This window comes from Geodermatophilus sp. SYSU D00697 (assembly GCF_054050175.1).
In genome coordinates, this window is record NZ_JBJGYV010000016.1 from 1 (window position 1) to 17,629 (window position 17,629).

The following is a 17,629-nucleotide window of genomic DNA, read 5'->3' on the forward strand; positions in this document are numbered from 1 at the left end:
CCCGAGTCGCTCAGCGGCTACTCGCGCTCACCGCCGCCATCTGGCACAACCGGGCCACCGGCCAGCCAGTCACCCGCTCCCTGATCGCCTATGACCACTGACCGGACTTCGGACTTACTCGTCTAGGTGGCGGGGTCGGCGGGTGGGCGCTCGTCCCCATCAGGCGAGGGCGGGATGCGGCAGACCGACTCCAGCCACAGGGCGGCACCGACCAGCGCGGCGGAGCACGCCACCCCGAGGACGCCGGTGATGGTGTCCCCGCCCGCGGCCTGCAGCCGCGACAGCGCCGGGACGACGTAGAGCAGCAGCCCGACCCAGGTACCGAGGAACACGGCGCCGACGTAGGCGCTGGCCTGCGCGAGCACCGCCAGCCGGGCCACCAGCATGGGCTCCACCGGCCGCACCGGCGCGTACCCCCGCTCGGCGGGCGGTCGGTGGTCCCGCTGGGCGGCCAGCCGGGCGCGCAGCGTCCGGGCGCCGAGCAGCTCGGCGACGGCGAGCACCCCGATCGGCACCGGCAGCCACCAGCGCAGCTCCGGGAGGGAGCCGTAGACCGCACGCACCACCAGCCAGACCGCCACCGCCAGCCCCACGGCCAGGACGGCGAGGTCCCGCCGGGACACCGGCCTCAATGGAGGTGCTCCCAGCGGACCACCGCGGCGACCTCCTCGGGAGGCAGCGCGGCGACCAGGTCGACCACCCGCCCGCAGCCGGGCAGCACCGCCGTGGGGTCGAGCGTGGCCCATGGCACGAGCACGAACGCCCGCTCGTGCGCGCGCGGGTGCGGCAGGGTCAGGTCGGGGTCCCGGGAGAGCACCGGCTGCCCGTCGTCCCCGGTCACCGTGACGACGTCGACGTCGAGGGTGCGCGCCCCCCAGCGGACCTCGCGGGTCCGCCCGGCTGCCTGCTCGAGCTCGTGGGCGCGCGCCAGCCACCCGGCCGCGTCGCGGGGCCCGCGGACCACGACCACCGCGTTCAGGTACGGCGGCTGATCGACCGGCCCCCACGGCGGGGTCTCGTAGAGCGTGGAGCGCGCCACCAGCACACCGTCGTCCTTGAGCGCGGTGATCGCGCCGCGGATCGCGGCGGCCCGGTCGCCGAGGTTGGCGCCGAGGGACAGCACCGCCCGACTCACGAGAGGGGCTCCTTCGTCATGCGCTCGTCGGCCCGTCCTCGGGACCCACGGCGAGCTCGCGAGTCGTGGGGAGGGACGGGTCCTTCTGCCTGCGGATGCTCACGGTGACGTCGTCGAACGGCACGCCGAGGTCGGCCTCGGGCTTGTGCACGGTGATCTCGACGGCGTCCACCCGGGGGTCGGCCAGGCAGACGTCGGCCAGCCGCTGGGCCAGCGTCTCCAGCAGGTCGACCGGCTCCCCGGTCAGGACGGCGTGCAGCGCCTGGGCCAGCTCGGCGTAGTTCACCGTCTTCCCGAGGTCGTCCCCCGCCGCGGCGGGTGCGGTGTCCAGCTCGAGGACGGCGTCGACGCGGAAGGTCTGCCCCCGCTCGCGCTCGAAGCCGTAGACCCCGTGGTGGGCGTGCGCGGTCAGGCCGCGGACGGCGATGCGGTCAGGCATGCGTCCTCCTCTCCCGGCGGGCGGCCTGCACGGCGGCGACGGTGCGGACGGCGTCGGCGGAGGCCCCCGCGTCGTGCACCCGGACGCCCCAGGCGCCGGCCTCGGCGGCGAGCACGGTCGTGGCCAGCGTGGCGGCGTCCCGCTGCTCCGCGGGGCGCACGGTGACGTCGGGGGCGGCCAGCAGCCGGCCGAGGAACGTCTTGCGCGAGGCACCGACGAGCACCGGCAGGCCGAGGGAGATCAGCCGGTCGAGGCCGGCGAGCAGCGCCCAGTTGTGCTCGGCGCGCTTGGCGAAGCCCAGCCCGGGGTCGAGCACCAGCTGCTCGGGCGCCACCCCCGCGGCCACGACGTCCTCCACGCGGGCGGTGAGCTCGGCGCAGACCTCGGTGACGACGTCGCCGTAGCGGGCCGCGGCGTACATCTCCCGGCTGTGGCCCCGCCAGTGCATGAGCACCCACGGGACCCCGGCGTCGGCCACCAGCCGGGCCATGCCGGCGTCGGCCAGCCCTCCGCTGACGTCGTTCACCAGCACCGCCCCGGCGTGCAGCGCGGCCTCCGCCACCTCGGCCCGGGTGGTGTCGACGCTGACCCGCACGCCCGCGCCGGTGAGCTCGCGGACCACCGGGAGCACGCGCCGGCACTCCTCGTCGGCGCCGACCCGGTCGGCGCCGGGCCGGGTGGACTCACCGCCGACGTCGACGTAGTCGGCACCCGCCGCGTGCATGGCCAGACCGTGGGCGATCGCCGACGGGGCGTCGGCGAAGCAGCCGCCGTCGGAGAAGGAGTCGGGCGTGACGTTGAGGACCCCCATGACCACGCAGTGGCCGGGGCGCGGGACGGGGAGGGCGGTCACCGGCCCCTGTCCACGGCTCGGTCCCGGGCTCGCTCCGCTCCTCGGTGGCTGGCGCTCCCTGCGATGCTCACTCGCCCGTCACCCTCGCATGACGAGGCTCATCGCCTCGCTGCGCGTCGCCGGGTTGTCCCGGAAGATGCCCCGCACGGCGGAGGTCACCGTGGTCGAACCGGGCTTGCGGATGCCCCGCATGGCCATGCACAGGTGCTCGGCCTCGATGACCACCAGGACGCCGCGCGGCTTGAGGACCTCGGCCAGCGCGTCGGCGATCTGGCTGGTCATCCGCTCCTGCACCTGCGGGCGTCGGGCGTAGACCTCGACCAGCCGGGCGAGCTTGGACAGGCCGGTGACCCTGCCGTCCTCGCCGGGGATGTAGCCGATGTGCGCGACCCCGTGGAAGGGCACCAGGTGGTGCTCACAGGTCGAGTACATCGGGATGTCCTTGACCAGGACCATCTCGTCGTGGTCCTCGTCGAAGGTCGTGGCGAGGATGTCCGAGGGGTCCTGCCACAGCCCGGCGAAGGTCTCCGCGTAGGCGCGCGCCACCCGCCCAGGGGTGTCCCTCAGCCCGGGCCGGTCCGGGTCCTCCCCCACCGCGATCAGCAGCTCACGGACGGCGGCCGCGGCCCGCTCGTGGTCCACCCCGGCGCTCGGCGGCCGCTCCAGCAGCAGGTCGTCGGGCTCGGCCGGGACCTCGCTCACGCACCCTCCTCGCCGGCGCTCGCCAGCTCGCTCACCTCTGCACCGGGGCGCCGACGTCCCCGACCGCAGTGGAGCCCTCCCCGACCCGGCCGTTGCCGTTCTGGGCCGCCCGCTCGGCGGGGGTGAGCACCGGCGGCTGGTCGGACGGGGTGCGCTTGCCGAATCCGTTGTACGGGGCCAGGGAGGGCCGCTTGGTGACCGGGGCGCAGATGCGCGCCATGTCCTCCTTGGACAGGGTCTCCTTGTCGATCAGCTCGAGGACGAGCTGGTCGAGCACGGACCGGTACTCCACCAGGATCTCCCAGGCCTCGTCGTGCGCGGCCTCGATCAGCGCGCGGACCTCGGCGTCGATGTCGGCGGCGACGGCCTCGGAGTAGTCCGGGTGCGAGCGCATGTCACGGCCCAGGAACGGCTCGGACTCGTTGCTGCCGTACTTGACCGCGCCCAGCTTCGCGCTCATGCCGTACTGGGTGACCATCGCGCGGGCCAGCGAGGTGGCCTTCTCGATGTCGTTGCCGGCACCCGTGGTGGGCTCGTGGAAGACCAGCTCCTCCGCCGCCCGTCCGCCCAGGGCGTAGGCCAGCGTGTCGATCATCTCCGACCGGGTCTGGGTGTACTTGTCCTCGGTCGGCAGCACCAGCGTGTGCCCCAGCGAACGGCCGCGCGGGAGGATCGTCACCTTGTGCACCGGGTCCAGGTTGGGGAGCGCGTGCGCCACGAGGGCGTGTCCGCCCTCGTGGTAGGCGGTGACCTTCTTCTCCTTCTCGCTCATCGCCCGCGTCTTGCGCTCCGGGCCCGCGATGACGCGGTCGATCGCCTCCTCCAGGACGGGGTCGGTGATGACCGTGCCGTTGTTGCGGGCGGTCAGCAGCGCGCCCTCGTTGAGCACGTTGGCCAGGTCCGCGCCGGTGAAGCCGGGGGTGCGGCGGGCGACGGTCTCGAGGTCGACGTCCGGCGCGAGCGGCTTGCCCTTGGCGTGGACGGCGAGGATGGCCTTGCGGCCCTCCAGGTCCGGCCGGTCGACGGCGATCTGCCGGTCGAAGCGGCCCGGGCGCAGCAGCGCCGGGTCGAGGATGTCGGGCCGGTTGGTGGCGGCGATCATGATGACGCCGCCCTTGACGTCGAAGCCGTCCATCTCGACGAGCATCTGGTTGAGGGTCTGCTCGCGCTCGTCGTGACCGCCGCCCATGCCGGCGCCGCGGTGGCGGCCGACGGCGTCGATCTCGTCGACGAAGATGATGGCCGGGGCGTTCTGCTTGGCCTGCTCGAACAGGTCGCGGACGCGGCTGGCCCCGACGCCGACGAACATCTCGACGAAGTCCGAGCCGGAGATGGAGAAGAAGGGGACGCCGGCCTCGCCGGCGACCGCGCGGGCGAGCAGCGTCTTGCCGGTGCCGGGCGGGCCGAACAGCAGCACGCCCTTGGGGATCTTCGCGCCGACGGCCTGGAACTTGACCGGGTTGGCGAGGAAGTCCTTGATCTCGCGCAGCTCCTCGATCGCCTCGTCGGCGCCGGCGACGTCGGCGAACGTCGTCTTCGGGGTGTCCTTGCTGACCACCTTGGCCTTGGACTTGCCGAAGGCCATGACGCCCCGGCCGCCGCCCTGCATGGAGTTGAACAGCCAGAACAGCAGCAACAGGAGGATCACGAACGGCAGGAAGCTGATCAGCAGGCTGACCAGCACGCTGTCCTGCGTGACGTTGGTGTTGAAGTCGACGCCGTCGCCGTTGCCGTTCAGACCCGAGACCAGGTCGAAGACGTCGTCGGAGGCACCCAGCGGGTAGGAGGCGGTGACCCTGTCACTGCCCTCGACCGGGCTCCTCAGGTCCAGGTCGAGGGTCTGTTCCTTGTCGTTGATCGTGACCTGGTCGACGTTCCCACTGGTGATCTGCTCGATCGCGGTGCGGGTGCTGACCTCCTCGTAGCCGCCGTTGCCGCGGAACAGCGAGGAGAACGCCAACGCCAGGAGGACGACGAGGACGACCCAGAACCACACGGAGCGGAAGATCTTCTTGCGTTCCATACACCGATGCCGGGCGGCCGGGGTCTCCGGCCTGACCCGTCCACCCTCCTGATCGTCCGCCGGGACGCTCCCTGCGACCTGGGCGGGGCACCCCGGCGCTCGGTGCAGCGTCGTTGCGATCGACGGTACACCGGGGAACCTGTGCGACAGCCGTCCGCGAGCCGGGAGCACCCTGTGGGCGAGCCGGTCGCACACGGCCGCGGTGCCGCCCCGCGGGCGACGTCAGGGACTCCCCGTCAGGCGTAGACCTCGGGCTTGAGGGTGGCGATGTAGGGCAGGTCGCGGTAGCGCTCGGCGTAGTCCAGGCCGTACCCGACGACGAACTCGTTGGGGATGTCGAAGCCGATGTAGCGGACCGGCACGTCGACCTTCACCGCGTCGGGCTTGCGCAGCAGCGCGCAGACCTCGAGGGAGGCCGGACGGCGGCTGCCCAGGTTCTTCAGCAGCCAGGACAGGGTCAGCCCCGAGTCGATGATGTCCTCGAGCACCAGCACGTGCAGGTCGCTGATGTCGCGGTCGAGGTCCTTGAGGATCCGGACCACGCCCGAGGAGCTGGTGGAGGAGCCGTAGGAGGAGACGGCCATGAACTCCATCTGGGTGGGCAGCCGCAGTGCCCGGGCGAAGTCGCTCATGAACAGCACCGCGCCCTTGAGGACGCCGACCAGCAGGACCTCCTTGCCGGCGTAGTCCTCGGCGATCTGCGCCGCCAGCTCACCGATCTTGGCCTGGATCTGCTTCTCGCTGAGCAGCACGTGGTCGATGTCGGGGCCGTAGCCGTGGTGGTTGCCGAGCTCTTCGGGATCGCTGCCGGCCTGGGTCACGCCGATGGCTCCTCGAGGGTGTCTGGTACGTCCCCGGACTGGGGGCCCCGCGCGTCGCCGGGGGGCAGGAACACCAGCCTGCCAGACGCCCGGAGCACCCCCGCACCGCCGGGTAGGTCCACCCGGCCCTGCCCCCGCCAGGCGGTGACGAGGGCCTCGACCGCCCGCAGGTGCACCGCCTGCAGGTCGGGCACCCCGGCCGCCTGGAGCCAGCGGCGCAGCACCCGCCGGCGCACCGCCGCCGGGACCGGCGCCAGGGGTCGGGCGGGCAGGCCGCCGTCCCCGGCCTCCCCGGCCAGCCGGGCCAGCTCCGCCGCGGCCAGCGCGTCGAGGGCGTCGAGGTCCTCGCGCAGCAGCGCGGCCGTCCGCGCGAGCGCCGGCGCGACGCCCCCGCCCAGGACCTCCTCCATCAGGGGCAGCACCTCGCCGCGCAGCCGGGCCCGGGTGTAGGCGGGGTCGGTGTTCCAGGGGTCGTCCCACACCTCCAGCCCCTGGTCGGCGCAGGCCCGCCGGGCCGTCGCCCGGCGGACACCGAGCAGCGGGCGCCACCAGGTCACGCCCGCCTCGGAGCGCTCGGCCACCATGCCCGCCACCGACCGCGGGCCCGACCCGCGTCCGAGCCCGAGCAGCACGGTCTCGGCCTGGTCGTCGAGCGTGTGCCCGAGGGCGATCCGCGCCCCGTGCCGGACGCCCGCGTCGGCCAGCGCGCCGTAGCGGGCCGCCCGCGCCGCGCCCTCGGGGCCACCCTCGCCGCCGACGCTCACCCGCAGCACGAGGACCGGGTCCAGGCCGAGGCCGCGGAGCAGCTCGGCAGTGGCGTCCGCTCGCGCGGCGGACCCGGGCTGCAGGCCGTGGTCGACGGTGACGCCGCCGACCCGGACGGCAGGTGACCGGGACTCGAAGGCGAGCGCGGCGGCCAGCGCCACGGAGTCCGCTCCCCCGCTGCACGCCACCAGGACCGGCTGCGGGCAGCAGCGCAGCCCCTCCCGGACCGCGCGCCGGAGCACCGCGACCGCGCGGGGAGGGCCGGTCACCGGCCCGGTCCTCAGGCCGGGATGGCCGGGCGGCCGTGCACCCGCTCGACCCAGCGCGCCGGGTCGGTGAGCTCCTCGATCCGCGGCAGGTTTTCCGGCCCCGACCACACGCGGTTGAAGCCCTCCATGCCGACGAGGTCGACCACGCCACCGACGAAGTGCCGGCCGTCGGCGTACTGCTTCATCTTCTGCTCCAGGCCCAGCAGCCGGCGCAGCACGCGGTCGAGCGGACCGCGGCCCTTGCGCCGCTGGGCGAACCGCTTGCGCAGCGTCTTCACCGACGGGACGACGTCCGGGCCCACGCCGTCCATCACGTACTCGGCGTGGCCCTCGACCAGGCTCATCACCGCGGTGACCCGGTCCAGGACGGCGCGCTGGGCGGGGTCCTGGATGAGCGCCATCAGCCCGCTGTCGTCGCCGTCCCCGCCGCGCACCGCGTCACCGATGCTGTGCAGCAGGTCGCGGAGGCGCTCCCGCAGCACGTCGGGGTCGAGGTTGGTGGCCTCGACGAACTCGGCGATCTGCGCCTCGAGGTGGTCCTTGAGCCAGGGCACCGCGGTGAACTGCAGCTGGTGGGTCACCTCGTGCAGGCAGACCCACAGCCGGAAGTCGCTGGGGTCGACCCCGAGGCGGCGCTCGGCGTCGACGATGTTCGGCGCCACCAGCAGCAGCCGGCCCCCGGTGCCGAACACCTCGTACTGGCCGAGCACCCGGGAGGACAGGAAGGCGAGGATGCCGCCGGCCTGCACGCCCGTGGCGCGCGAGCCGATGGCGGTGGCCAGCGGGCCTGGGCGGGTCTCCTGCTTGGCGGTCAGCGCGTCGACCAGTGGGTCGAGCAGCGCGGCCATCCCCGAGGTGTTGGCGTCCACCCAGCCGGGGCGGTCCACGACGGCGACCTGGGGCACCGGCCCGCCGGGGACGGGCGTGAGCCCGGTGAGGCCCTCGACGTGGGCCACGGCGGTGGCGGCCGCCTCGTGCAGTTCGGAGACGACGGCCGCGGCCTCCTCGCGGGTGGTCTGCGGCCCCGGGCCGACGAGGCGGCGGGCCGTGCGGCCGGCGAGGTCCCAGTCGACCATCGAGGAAGCGCTGCTCATCGCCTCACGGTACGCGGCAGGAGGACCCCGCCGCCGCTCACTGCGAGCGGCAGCCGCAGCGGGCCAGCGCCGCCGCGACGTCGTCCAGCGCGTCCTCCGCGGCCTGCCCGTCGGCCGGCGCACCGTCGGCGACGACGGCGAAGACCAGGAGCCGGCCGTCGAGGGTGACCACGGTGCCGGCCAGCCCGTGGACGCCGAGCAGCGTGCCGGTCTTGGCGCGGACGGTGCCCGGCGCGGTCTGCGGGTCGGCGTCGTCGCGGTCGGCGAGGGTGCCGTCGTAGCCGGCGACGGCCAGCCCGGAGACGACGGCCGAGGCGTCGGACAGGGAACCGTTGGCGGCCCCGGCGAGGAGGTCGGCGAGCAGCGAGACCGGGACGCGGTCCTCCAGCGAGAGGCCGCTGCCGTCGGAGAGCTCCACCCCCGTGACGTCGAGGCCCGCCTCGGACAGCGCGTCGGTGACCGCCTGCGCCGACCCCGCGAAGGTGGCCGGCTCGTCCCGGGCGATCGCCACGTGCCGGGCCAGGGTCTCGGCCAGCAGGTTGTCCGACTGGGACAGGGCCTGCTCGACCAGCCGGGCGACCGGCGCCGACCGCACCGAGCCCAGCGTCTGCGCGTCGTCGGGGGCCTCGCCCAGCGCCACCGTCGCGCCGGGCACGCCGAGGGCGTCGGCCAGCGCGGCCCCGGCGTCGAGGCCCGGCTGGCCGCTGCGCGGGTTCTCCCCGGAGCGGACGCGGGCGCCGTCGACGGCGGTCGCGGTGACCGGGGCGGCGTAGCTGGACGGGGCGTCGTCAGGGCCCCAGCCGGACGCGGTGAGCGGGCCCTCGAACAGCGAGCTGTCGACCACCACGCGCGTCACCTCGGTCCCCTGGGGGAGGGCGGCGCGCACCTGGGCGGCGAGGTCCTCGACGGTGGGCGCCCCCGGGTAGGTCAGGGACGGCGCGGTGCGCGACAGCGTCGGGTCGCCGCCCCCGACCAGCACGACCTCACCTGGGGTGGTGCCGGCCACCACCGTGGTCTCGAGGGTGGCCTCCGGACCGAGGGTCGTCAGCGCCGCGACGGCGGTGAGCAACTTCGCGGTGGAGGCGGGGGTGGCCGGCTGGTCGGCATCCCGGTCCAGCAGCACCTCACCCGAGGAGACGTCGACGACCTCCGCGCCGACCCCGGTGCCCAGCGCCGGTGCGGACAGCAGCGGGTCGAGCTCGGCGGTCAGCGCGTCGCTGTCCGGGACGGGGGCCTCGGACCCCAGTGCGGCCAGCACCGGGGCGGCGGCCTCGACGTCGGGGAGGCGGGCCTCGGCGACCCCCGCGTCGGCCGGCGCGGCGTCGTCCCCGCTGCCGGGGGCGACGACGAACCACACGACGGCGGCCATCACGAGCAGCAGCGCGAGGGTGCCCAGGACGAGTCGGCGGCGGAACCGCGAGTACTTCGGCGTGACGGTCGCCGACCCGCTCGACGCGATGGTGCCCACCCCCCGGAACGACCTCCGGCGGTCGCCCGGGGTCCGATCAGCCACACTACGACCCGTGCAGTTCGACGTGACGATCGAGATCCCGAAGGGCCAGCGGAACAAGTACGAGCTGGACCACGCCACCGGACGCATCCGCTTGGACCGGATGCTCTTCACCTCCACCCGGTACCCGGCCGACTACGGGTACATCGAGAACACCCTCGGCCAGGACGACGACCCGCTCGACGCCCTGGTCCTCCTCGAGGAGCCGACCTTCCCCGGCTGCCTCATCACCTGCCGGGCCATCGGCATGTTCCGGATGACCGACGAGAAGGGCGGCGACGACAAGGTCCTCTGCGTGCCGGCGACCGACCCGCGGATGGCGCACCTGACCGACATCGGGGACGTGTCGGAGTTCGACCGCCTGGAGATCCAGCACTTCTTCGAGACCTACAAGGACCTCGAGCCGGGCAAGTCGGTCGAGGGCGCCGAGTGGGTCGGCCGGACCGAGGCGGAGGCGGAGATCAACGCCTCCCTGGAGCGTGCCCAGGACGCGGCTCCCCACCACTGAAGGCCGCTGGCCCCTCACCGAGCGGCCGCCGAGCGCACGACGGACGCCGACGGCGGTGCGCCCCTCCCCCGGGGTGCACCGCCGTCGGCGTCCTCAGCGCCGCAGGTCGTGCAGGACGACGGTGAGGAAGCCGAGCTCGCCGCGGTAGCCGTGCAGCCACTGCCGGCGGTGCGTGCGGGCCATCTCCAGGGCCGCGTCGCGGTCGCCGTCGGGCGCCTCGCCCAGCGCCCAGCCGGTCAGCGCACCGGTCCAGCACCACTCGTACTCGTCCCACTCCGCCGCGGTGCTGAGGTGGCCGTAGCCGAGCTCGTAGCCCTGGCCGGCGACCTCGGCCGTCAGCCCGGCCAGGTCGGGCAGCTCCCCCGGCTCGGCGCCCAGACCGGCCAGGGCCTGCGGACTCGGCCCGCGCTCCCAGAAGCCGTCCCCGAAGAGCACCCGCCCGCCGGGCCGCAGGTGGTCCCGCACCGCGCTCAGCGTGCCGGCCGGCCCGCCGAAGACGTGGCTGGCCCCGACGCACAGGACGACGTCGAACCGGTCGCCGTCGTAGGCCGCCGCGTCGCCCTCGACGAACTCCACCCGGTCGGTCAGGGCCCGCTGCTGCGCCTGCCGCCGGGCCTCGGTGAGCGCGGGCGCGGACAGGTCCACCCCGACCCCGGTGAGCCCGGGCCGGGCCGCCAGCAGCGGCAGCAGCCAGGCGCCCGAGCCACAGCCGAGGTCGAGCACGCGGGCGCCGTCGGGCGGCTCGAGCCGGCCCAGCAGCAGGCGGACGCTCTCGTCGGACAGCGGAGCGGCGATCGGGTGCCAGCGGTGCGCGACCGCGCTGGCCAGGGCTCTGTCCACCCGGGCATCGTGCTGGCCGGACGGCCCGCGGTCACGCGCAGCCGTCTCGGGTCCTCCGCGCGCCGCCCGGACCCGGCCGGTGGGATTCGCTCCCCGGACGGGACCTCGCAGGACCGACGCGCGGTGCCGCGGCCCTCGCGACAGACTGCTCGGCGGCCGGCGCTGCGGGCAGGGGCTGCGCACCACCACCCCGGGTGGGTGCTGACGGCCGGGACGCCGCGCGTCGCGGTCAGACCGCCTCGGCCGACGCCGAGACCTCCGCCAGGCGCGCCGACCGGCGGCGGAAGCGGTACAGCGCGGCCGCCACGCCTGCCGCGCCGAATGCCACCGCCGTACCCGTGCCGTTGCCGTCGGCCGGCATCTCCGTGGTCCGTGGACACGCATTGCTGCCGTCCCTGCGCGCGATGACCCGTGACTCGAAGAGCCTCCACTCGATGCTGGCGTAGGACGATGGCACTCGCACCGAGAAGGCACCCTGGTGGGTGCCCGGCGAGAACGTGTCGACCTGCGACCCGTCGAAGCGATCGGGATCGAAGCGGTTGTCGCTGGTGCCCACCTGCGCTCGTCGGGTGACCGACGTCGTGTTGTCGTAACCGAAGACGGCGGTCCACTGACCGTCCTGCACCGGCATCACGCAGGAGACGAGGGCGACCACGGACGGGTCCGTCGCGTTCGCCGTGCCGGGGGTCGCCAGCACGAGGGCCGCGCCCACTGCGGCGCTCGCAGTGAGCCGCATCCGGATCGCCGGCCACCGCTGTGTCTCACCCATCACGTCCCTCGGTCCGTCCACGGGGCGGCCGGCCCGCGCCTCGGGTGACGACATCGGCGACCGGAACGCGGCGGTGTAGCGCCCGAAGCAGACATCCCTCGAACGGGTCGCCGGTCCGGCCCGGCCGGGAGGGGCCGGAAGGACGAGCGCAGGAGACATCGACGCCACCCGCTCCGAGGAGTCGGGCGTCAGGGCGGCCGACGCAGGCCGCGCCCTGGTCCCCGACGGGGGCGCTCACGGCCCCACCGGTCACCTCCGCCCGCATGGGTCCGGAGGGACGCAACGGCCCCGCCCGGAGAGGCGAAGCCGCTGGTCACAGGAGAGCCGCCTGTCGGAATCGAACCGACGACCTTCTCATTACGAGTGAGATGCTCTACCGACTGAGCTAAGGCGGCGGGCGTGCGGCGAACAGCTTACGTGACGGCTCGGCGGTCCCGGCGTGGGCCCCGTCCAGGGCACCGCCCCGAGCCTGCGAGGGGTCTGGCGGCCCCGTCCCGGTCCCACCCTGAGCTCGCGAAGGGTGGGGAGGACGGGGTCCTTCTCGGGGTCCTTCTCGGGGTCCTTCACGCCGGCAGCCGCAGCGCCACGGTGAGCGCCTCCACGGCGATCTGCGGCTTCACGTTCTGCTCCAGCGCGACCCGGCAGGCCAGGACGGCGTCGATGCGGCGCAGCGCCCCCTCGGCGCCGATGCGGCGCGCCAGCTCCTCGGCGTCCGCGCGGCGGTCCGGGTGGTTCAGCGGCAGCGACTCGGACCCCGCGGAGTCCAGGACCAGGGCGTCCCGGTAGAGCCCGGCGAGGTCGACCAGCGCGCGGTCCAGGGAGTCCCGGCCGATGCGCGTGGCCCGCGACTTCTGCCGGCGCTCCAGCTCCTTGATCTGGCCGGCGCCCTTGCTGGCGGCGGCGACGCCGGGCCCGCGCGCCCCGACGCCCAGGCTGGCCTTGAGCGCCTCGGTCTCCGCGCCGTTGAGCGCCTCGGTCGCCGCGTCGGTCTCCTCCTGGGCGGCGCCGACGAGGTCGTCGGCGGCGTTGAGGCAGGCCGCGAGGGAGACCAGGGACAGCGGGATGTCGAGCACGGCCTTGCGGGCCAGGCGCGCGTCCTCGTCCCGGGCCAGCCGCCGGGCGCGGCCGACGTGGCCTCCCGCGGCGCCGGCGGACCAGGCCGCCAGCGCGGGGTCCACCCCGTCCCGGCGGACCAGCACGTCAGCGATCGCGTCGACCGACGGCGTGCGCAGGCTGACGACGCGGCACCGCGACCGGATGGTCACCGGCACGTCGTCGGGGTGCAGGCTCGGCGCGCACAGCATGACCACGGTCCGCGGGGGTGGCTCCTCGATCATCTTGAGCACCGCGTTGGCCGCCGCCTCGCTCATCCGGTCGGCGTCCTCGACGATGATCATCTGCCACCGGCCCTGCGAGGGCGCCCGGCCGGCCACCCGCACCAGCTCGCGGGCCTCCGCGACGCCGATCGACAGCCCGTCCGGGACGATCACGTTCACGTCGGCGTGCGTGCCGGAGAGCGCGGTGCGGCAGTCGTGGCAGGTGCCGTCGCCGCCGTCCGGGCACTGCAGTGCGGCGGCGAAGGCGCGGGCGGCGACCGAGCGGCCGGAGCCGGGTGGCCCGGTGAACAGCCACGCGTGGGTCATCGCGGCGGGGTCGGCGACCGCGGCGCGCAGCTCGGCGACGGCCGCGGGCTGGCCGATCACCTGGTCCCAGACGCTCACCTCGCCTCCTCGCCGGCGCTCGTCGGCTCCGTTCGCGCCGCTGCCGTGCTGACGGGTGAGCTCGCCGGCTGGCTCACCCGCACCCCCAGCAGCGCCGCGACCCGCGACCGGATGGCGGCGGCGAGGTCGTCGACCGTCCCGGTGGCGTCCAGCACGAGGTAGCGGCCGGGGTCGGCGTCGGCCAGCGCGCGGAACGTCGTCCGCACCCGCTGGTGGAAGTCCAGCGACTCGGACTCCAGCCGGTCGGCGACCGCCCGGCCACGGGCCCGCGCCAGCCCGACCTCCGGCGGGAGGTCCAGCAGGACGGTCAGGTCGGGGCGCAGACCCTCGGTCGCCCACCGGGAGAGCGCGCGGACGTCGTCGATCGGGATGGTCCGCCCGGCGCCCTGGTAGGCCAGCGAGCTGTCGATGTAGCGGTCGGTGACCACGACCTCCCCCGCGGCCAGCGCCGGCCGCAGGACGGCGGACGCGTGCTGGGCCCGGTCGGCGGCGTAGAGCAGCGCCTCCGCACGCGGCGCCAGCCCGGCGTGGGCGCGGTCGAGCACGATGGCGCGGATGGCCGCACCGGCCGGCGTCCCGCCCGGCTCGAGGGTCGCCCGCGCGGTGCGCCCCTGCGCGGTGAGCCACTGGCACAGCAGCCGCACCTGGGTGGACTTCCCCGCGCCCTCGCCGCCCTCGAAGGCGAGGAACAGGCCCGGCGCCGACGCGCCGTCGGCCGCGACGGGCAGGGCGGGCGGACCGTCGTCGGACACGGGGATCGCGGGCTCCAGTCGTGCGGGAGGGAGGGGTGCGGCCGCCACGGTACCGGGGCGGGACGACGGTCCCGGGCGTGTCCGGGCCCCGCGTCGGAGCCCTAGGGTCGGGGTCCGTGACGAGCACCGGCGCCTGGGACCCGGCGGGCTACCTCCGCTTCTCCGGCGAGCGCGCCCGGCCGTTCGCCGACCTGCTGGCCCGCGTCGGCGCCGCGGACCCCCGTGTGGTCGTCGACCTCGGCTGCGGGGAGGGCGCGCTCACCGCCTCACTCGCGCAGCGCTGGCCCCGCGCACGGGTCACCGGCGTGGACTCCTCGCCGGAGATGCTCGCCGTGGCCGCGGCGCACGAGGTGCCCGGCCGAGTGGAGTTCGCGCTCGGCGACGTGCGGGACTGGGCACCTGGGGAACCGGTCGACGTCCTGGTGACCAACGCGGTCCTGCACTGGGTGCCCGGTCACGAGGAGCTGCTGCGCCGGTGGGCCGGGCACCTGGCACCCGGGGGCTGGCTCGCCCTGCAGGTGCCCGGCAACTGGCGGGCACCGACGCACGCCCTGCTGGCCGGGCTGTGCCGGTCGACGCGCTGGGCGGGCCTGCTCGCCGGTGCGGCGCCGTCCGAGGACGCCGTCCTCGACCCCGTCGGCTACCTCGACGTCCTGGCCGGTGCCGGGCTGGACGCCGAGGCCTGGGAGACGACCTACCTGCACGTGCTCACCGGCGAGGACCCGGTGCTGCACTGGGTGCGGAGCACGGTGCTCCGGCCGGTGCTCGCCCTGCTCGAGGAGGACGACGCCGCCGAACTGACCGCCGAGTACGCGGCCGCACTGCGGGAGGCCTATCCGGTCCGGGCCGACGGGACGACCGTGCTGCCGTTCCGGCGGGTGTTCGCGATCGGCCGGGCGCCGGCGTCAGCCCACTGAGTTGGCCAGGCAGCCCCGCACCCCGTGGGAGACCCCGCGCTGGAAGGCGTCGGTGCGCTCCTGGGCGCTGCCGTGGACCTCGGTCTGCTCCTGGCCACTGTCGTCGACGTAGACCGTCCCCCACGGGACGTCGCTGGCGACCGCGGCGAGGGAGTCGACGAACTCCTGGGTGTCCCCGTCCTCCAGGGCCAGGGTGCCGTCGTCGGCGGCGCCCTGCAGCGTCGCCCCGGCCAGGCAGTCGGCCTGCAGCTCGTAGGCCTCCGACACCAGCGCCGGGTCGATGCGGGTGGTGACCGCGTGCGCCCACTCGTGGGCCACGACCAGGTAGACGAAGGCGTCGCCGAGGTCCTGTGAGCGCATCATCAGGTCGATCTCGAAGGCGAGGAAGTCCCCGGCCCCGCAGTACCAGGCGTTCTCGCCCGACAGCCGGACCTCGCCGCAGTACACCTCGTCGACGGGGTCGTCGTAGAGGCCTGGCGCACGGGAGCCCTGGACCAGCGACGGGGCGGTGTAGGCGCCGGGGAAGAACTCGTCCCAGTGGCTCTCCCAGTAGCCGTCCACGGTGCTCAGCGCCTGCTCGTAGTCCGCGTCGAAGTCCTCGGCCGGGCCGATCCCCGGGACGGTCACGGCCCGGGCGTCGGCGCCCACGGGCGCTGTCGACTCGGCGGTGTCGGCAGCGGCCGGGGTGGCCACCCCGGCCAGGACGGCGGTCACGAGTGCGGTCAGCACGTGGCCTGCGCGAGTCGGCATGTCGACCCCTCCCTCGGCGTCGAGCGCAGGCTAGGGGCACGCGCCCGGGCGGCCGCAAGCTCCCCGACGGGGCTCGGCGGTCAGCGCGGATCCGGAACTGGCGCGTTCGTGACCGGCCGTGGTCGCCCGACCCCAGGCCGTCCGCTCGACCCCGGCGGGTGACCCTCGCGGCGACAAGTACTTGACGCGCGGGAAAGTACTTGCCACGGTCGTCGTCCAGCCGTCCGGCCGAGAGGGAAGCCGATGTCCGTCCCCACGCCCCAGTCCGCCGCCGCCTTCCTCGCCGAGGCCGGGGCCGCCGACGCCCGCGTGGCGCGGGCGGCCAGCCCCGCCCCGTCGGGGTTCCTCACCACGCTCGGCTGCGCCAGCGCCGGGTTCTTCCTGGCCCAGGCGGTGGCCGACGGCGACCGCGCGGTGCTCGCCACCGCCCTGGTCTTCGCGCCGGCGGTCCTGGGCGCGGCCCTGGCGCTCCTCGTCGGGCTGCAGGCCACCCGGCACGGCTTCTCGCGCCGCTTCGGCCTGGCGATGGGGGCCTGGGCGGCGGTGCTGGCCGTCGGGCTCGCCGTGGGCCTGACACCGGGAGCCGACCGCGGCTGGGCGTTCTGGGCGCCGCTGGCGGTCCTCGTCGCGGCCCCCTGCCTGGTCGGCGCCTGGCGCGAGCTGCCGCGGTGACCGCGCCGGGCGCCCCCGGTGAGGAGCACCCGCGACACGGGCTGGACGAGGTCATCCACGCCCCGGTGCGCTTCTCGGTGATGGCGACGCTCGCCTCGGCCGAGGAGGCGGAGTTCGGCTTCGTCCGGGACGGCGTCCAGGTGAGCGACTCACTGCTGTCGAAGACGGTGAGCGCGCTGGAGAAGGCCGGCTACGTCGAGGTGCGCAAGGGGTACGTCGGCAAGCGCCCCCGGACCTGGCTGCGCCTGAGCCGGCGCGGCCGGGAGGCCTTCGGCGCGCACGTGGCCGCGCTGCGGGCGATCGCCGACGGCGCGCTCCCCCCGCTCAGCCGGGAGTGAGGCGGTAGGCGTCGGTGCGGTAGGGCAGCTCGACCAGGTCGCGTCCGCGGGTGTCGCGGTGGGTGTCGAGCACCGCGCGGACCTCCGCCAGGAACCCGGCGCGCCGGTCGTCGTCCATCGTCGCGACGTAGCTGCGGGTGGCGATCCCGTCCACCACCTGCTGCGGCGTGATCCGCTGGACGATGCCGGAGCGGCGGTGCTCCACGCGGGCGTCGAGCTCGCGGGCGAACTCCTCGACGACCCGCTGGTCGGCCTCGTGGTCGCGGGACTCCGCGGCCAGCACCCGCCCGAGCGCGCCCACCCACGAGACCTCCTCGTCCCGGGTGTTCCAGACCAGACCCACGACGCCGCCGGGGCGCAGCACCCGCCGCATCTGCGCGGCCGCCGGCGCGGGCTGGAACCAGTGCGCGGCCTGACCGGCGACGACGGCGTCGGCGGCCGCGTCCGGCAGCGGCACGGCCTCCGCACCGCCGACGACCGCCTCGACCTCCGGGTGGCGGGCGCGCAGCTCGGCGAGCATCCCCTCGGCCGGGTCGACGGCGACCACCTCGTGCCCGGCGGCGAGCAGCACGCCGGTGAGCAGACCGGTGCCCGCGCCCAGGTCCACCACGCGGCGCGGCCGCTCGCCGAGGAGGAAGGCGACCGCGTCGGCCGGATAGGTCGGGCGCAGCGCCGCGTAGCCGGCCGCGACGGAGCCGAAGGAGCTCCGCCGGGCCTGCCAGGTCGAGGGGTCGAGGTCGCCCGTCGGCAC

The 17,629-nt window shown here is 75.3% G+C and carries 20 protein-coding genes, 1 tRNA gene and 1 pseudogene; 5 read left to right on the forward strand and 17 right to left on the reverse strand.

Going from position 1 to position 17,629, the window contains the following annotated elements:
* Positions 1-101, forward strand: a pseudogene (locus tag ACI79C_RS14845) (IS982 family transposase); the annotation flags it as partial.
* Between the two features lie 21 nt (positions 102-122).
* On the opposite strand, the gene ACI79C_RS14850 reads toward ACI79C_RS14845, so the two are convergent.
* The 10 genes from ACI79C_RS14850 to dacB form a co-directional block, all read right to left on the reverse strand.
* Entirely contained in the window at positions 123-623 is a 501-nt protein-coding gene (locus ACI79C_RS14850) for a DUF3180 domain-containing protein (protein ID WP_456946428.1), read from the reverse strand.
* A gap of 5 nt (positions 624-628) precedes the next feature.
* Positions 629-1,135 (reverse strand): 2-amino-4-hydroxy-6-hydroxymethyldihydropteridine diphosphokinase, encoded by a 507-nt coding sequence (gene folK / locus ACI79C_RS14855; protein ID WP_456946429.1) that lies wholly within the window; start codon positions 1,133-1,135, stop codon positions 629-631.
* A 16-nt stretch (positions 1,136-1,151) separates the two neighbouring features.
* Positions 1,152-1,574, reverse strand: coding sequence for a dihydroneopterin aldolase (folB, locus tag ACI79C_RS14860; RefSeq protein ID WP_456946430.1), 423 nt, complete (start codon positions 1,572-1,574; stop codon positions 1,152-1,154).
* The gene (gene folP / locus ACI79C_RS14865; protein ID WP_456946431.1) at positions 1,567-2,427 is read right to left on the reverse strand and encodes a dihydropteroate synthase; all 861 of its coding nucleotides are present in this window, start codon (positions 2,425-2,427) and stop codon (positions 1,567-1,569) included. The genes folB and folP overlap by 8 nt, the downstream gene beginning before the upstream one ends.
* Before the next feature lie 78 nt (positions 2,428-2,505).
* Positions 2,506-3,129 (reverse strand): GTP cyclohydrolase I FolE, encoded by a 624-nt coding sequence (gene folE, locus ACI79C_RS14870; protein ID WP_456946432.1) that lies wholly within the window; start codon positions 3,127-3,129, stop codon positions 2,506-2,508.
* A gap of 31 nt (positions 3,130-3,160) precedes the next feature.
* Entirely contained in the window at positions 3,161-5,152 is a 1,992-nt protein-coding gene (ftsH, locus tag ACI79C_RS14875; protein ID WP_456946433.1) for an ATP-dependent zinc metalloprotease FtsH, read from the reverse strand.
* 236 nt (positions 5,153-5,388) lie between these two features.
* A complete protein-coding gene (hpt, locus tag ACI79C_RS14880) occupies positions 5,389-5,973 on the reverse strand; it encodes a hypoxanthine phosphoribosyltransferase (protein WP_456946434.1) in 585 nt (194 codons plus the stop codon).
* The gene (gene tilS, locus ACI79C_RS14885; RefSeq protein WP_456946435.1) at positions 5,970-7,007 is read right to left on the reverse strand and encodes a tRNA lysidine(34) synthetase TilS; all 1,038 of its coding nucleotides are present in this window, start codon (positions 7,005-7,007) and stop codon (positions 5,970-5,972) included. Before tilS ends, hpt begins: the two co-directional genes overlap by 4 nt.
* Before the next feature lie 11 nt (positions 7,008-7,018).
* The gene (locus ACI79C_RS14890) at positions 7,019-8,101 is read right to left on the reverse strand and encodes a zinc-dependent metalloprotease (RefSeq protein WP_456946436.1); all 1,083 of its coding nucleotides are present in this window, start codon (positions 8,099-8,101) and stop codon (positions 7,019-7,021) included.
* Positions 8,102-8,138: 37 nt separating this feature from the next.
* A complete protein-coding gene (gene dacB / locus ACI79C_RS14895; RefSeq protein ID WP_456946437.1) occupies positions 8,139-9,569 on the reverse strand; it encodes a D-alanyl-D-alanine carboxypeptidase/D-alanyl-D-alanine endopeptidase in 1,431 nt (476 codons plus the stop codon).
* A gap of 55 nt (positions 9,570-9,624) precedes the next feature.
* On the opposite strand from dacB, the gene ACI79C_RS14900 reads away from it, so the two are divergent.
* The gene (locus tag ACI79C_RS14900; protein WP_456946438.1) at positions 9,625-10,119 is read left to right on the forward strand and encodes an inorganic diphosphatase; all 495 of its coding nucleotides are present in this window, start codon (positions 9,625-9,627) and stop codon (positions 10,117-10,119) included.
* A 93-nt stretch (positions 10,120-10,212) separates the two neighbouring features.
* Here ACI79C_RS14900 and ACI79C_RS14905 read toward each other — a convergent pair whose 3' ends face one another.
* The 5 genes from ACI79C_RS14905 to tmk all read right to left on the reverse strand — a co-directional run bounded on the left by ACI79C_RS14905 (position 10,213) and on the right by tmk (position 14,201).
* Positions 10,213-10,959, reverse strand: a complete 747-nt coding sequence (locus ACI79C_RS14905) for an SAM-dependent methyltransferase (protein WP_456946439.1) — start codon at positions 10,957-10,959, stop codon at positions 10,213-10,215.
* Positions 10,960-11,188: 229 nt separating this feature from the next.
* Positions 11,189-11,728, reverse strand: coding sequence for a hypothetical protein (locus ACI79C_RS14910; protein WP_456946440.1), 540 nt, complete (start codon positions 11,726-11,728; stop codon positions 11,189-11,191).
* Between the two features lie 322 nt (positions 11,729-12,050).
* Positions 12,051-12,123 (reverse strand) — tRNA-Thr (locus ACI79C_RS14915).
* Positions 12,124-12,291: 168 nt separating this feature from the next.
* Positions 12,292-13,449 (reverse strand): DNA polymerase III subunit delta', encoded by a 1,158-nt coding sequence (locus tag ACI79C_RS14920; protein WP_456946441.1) that lies wholly within the window; start codon positions 13,447-13,449, stop codon positions 12,292-12,294.
* Complete coding sequence (tmk, locus tag ACI79C_RS14925; protein WP_456946442.1) at positions 13,446-14,201, reverse strand: dTMP kinase; 756 nt, start codon at positions 14,199-14,201, stop codon at positions 13,446-13,448. The genes ACI79C_RS14920 and tmk overlap by 4 nt, the downstream gene beginning before the upstream one ends.
* A 116-nt stretch (positions 14,202-14,317) precedes the next feature.
* On the opposite strand from tmk, the gene ACI79C_RS14930 reads away from it, so the two are divergent.
* The gene (locus tag ACI79C_RS14930) at positions 14,318-15,118 is read left to right on the forward strand and encodes a trans-aconitate 2-methyltransferase (RefSeq protein ID WP_456946443.1); all 801 of its coding nucleotides are present in this window, start codon (positions 14,318-14,320) and stop codon (positions 15,116-15,118) included.
* On the opposite strand, the gene ACI79C_RS14935 is transcribed toward ACI79C_RS14930, so the two are convergent.
* Positions 15,107-15,868, reverse strand: a complete 762-nt coding sequence (locus ACI79C_RS14935; RefSeq protein WP_456946444.1) for a hypothetical protein — start codon at positions 15,866-15,868, stop codon at positions 15,107-15,109. The genes ACI79C_RS14930 and ACI79C_RS14935 overlap by 12 nt on opposite strands.
* A 243-nt stretch (positions 15,869-16,111) precedes the next feature.
* Between ACI79C_RS14935 and ACI79C_RS14940 the strand changes: the two genes are divergently transcribed.
* Both ACI79C_RS14940 and ACI79C_RS14945 read left to right on the forward strand, forming a co-directional pair.
* Positions 16,112-16,540, forward strand: coding sequence for a hypothetical protein (locus ACI79C_RS14940; RefSeq protein WP_456946445.1), 429 nt, complete (start codon positions 16,112-16,114; stop codon positions 16,538-16,540).
* Positions 16,537-16,878, forward strand: a complete 342-nt coding sequence (locus ACI79C_RS14945) for a winged helix-turn-helix domain-containing protein (protein WP_456946446.1) — start codon at positions 16,537-16,539, stop codon at positions 16,876-16,878. The genes ACI79C_RS14940 and ACI79C_RS14945 overlap by 4 nt, the downstream gene beginning before the upstream one ends.
* Here ACI79C_RS14945 and ACI79C_RS14950 read toward each other — a convergent pair.
* A complete protein-coding gene (locus tag ACI79C_RS14950; RefSeq protein WP_456946447.1) occupies positions 16,865-17,629 on the reverse strand; it encodes a class I SAM-dependent methyltransferase in 765 nt (254 codons plus the stop codon). The two genes, ACI79C_RS14945 and ACI79C_RS14950, sit on opposite strands and share 14 nt — an antisense overlap.

Coding starts and splice junctions, on each gene's coding strand:
- folB (WP_456946430.1), bottom strand. CDS start 1,574: ATGCCTGACCGCATCGCCGTCCGCGGCCTGACCGCGCACGCCCACCAC.
- ftsH (WP_456946433.1), bottom strand. CDS start 5,152: ATGGAACGCAAGAAGATCTTCCGCTCCGTGTGGTTCTGGGTCGTCCTC.
- ACI79C_RS14890 (WP_456946436.1), bottom strand. CDS start 8,101: ATGAGCAGCGCTTCCTCGATGGTCGACTGGGACCTCGCCGGCCGCACG.
- ACI79C_RS14910 (WP_456946440.1), bottom strand. CDS start 11,728: ATGGGTGAGACACAGCGGTGGCCGGCGATCCGGATGCGGCTCACTGCG.
- ACI79C_RS14935 (WP_456946444.1), bottom strand. CDS start 15,868: ATGCCGACTCGCGCAGGCCACGTGCTGACCGCACTCGTGACCGCCGTC.
- ACI79C_RS14940 (WP_456946445.1), top strand. CDS start 16,112: ATGTCCGTCCCCACGCCCCAGTCCGCCGCCGCCTTCCTCGCCGAGGCC.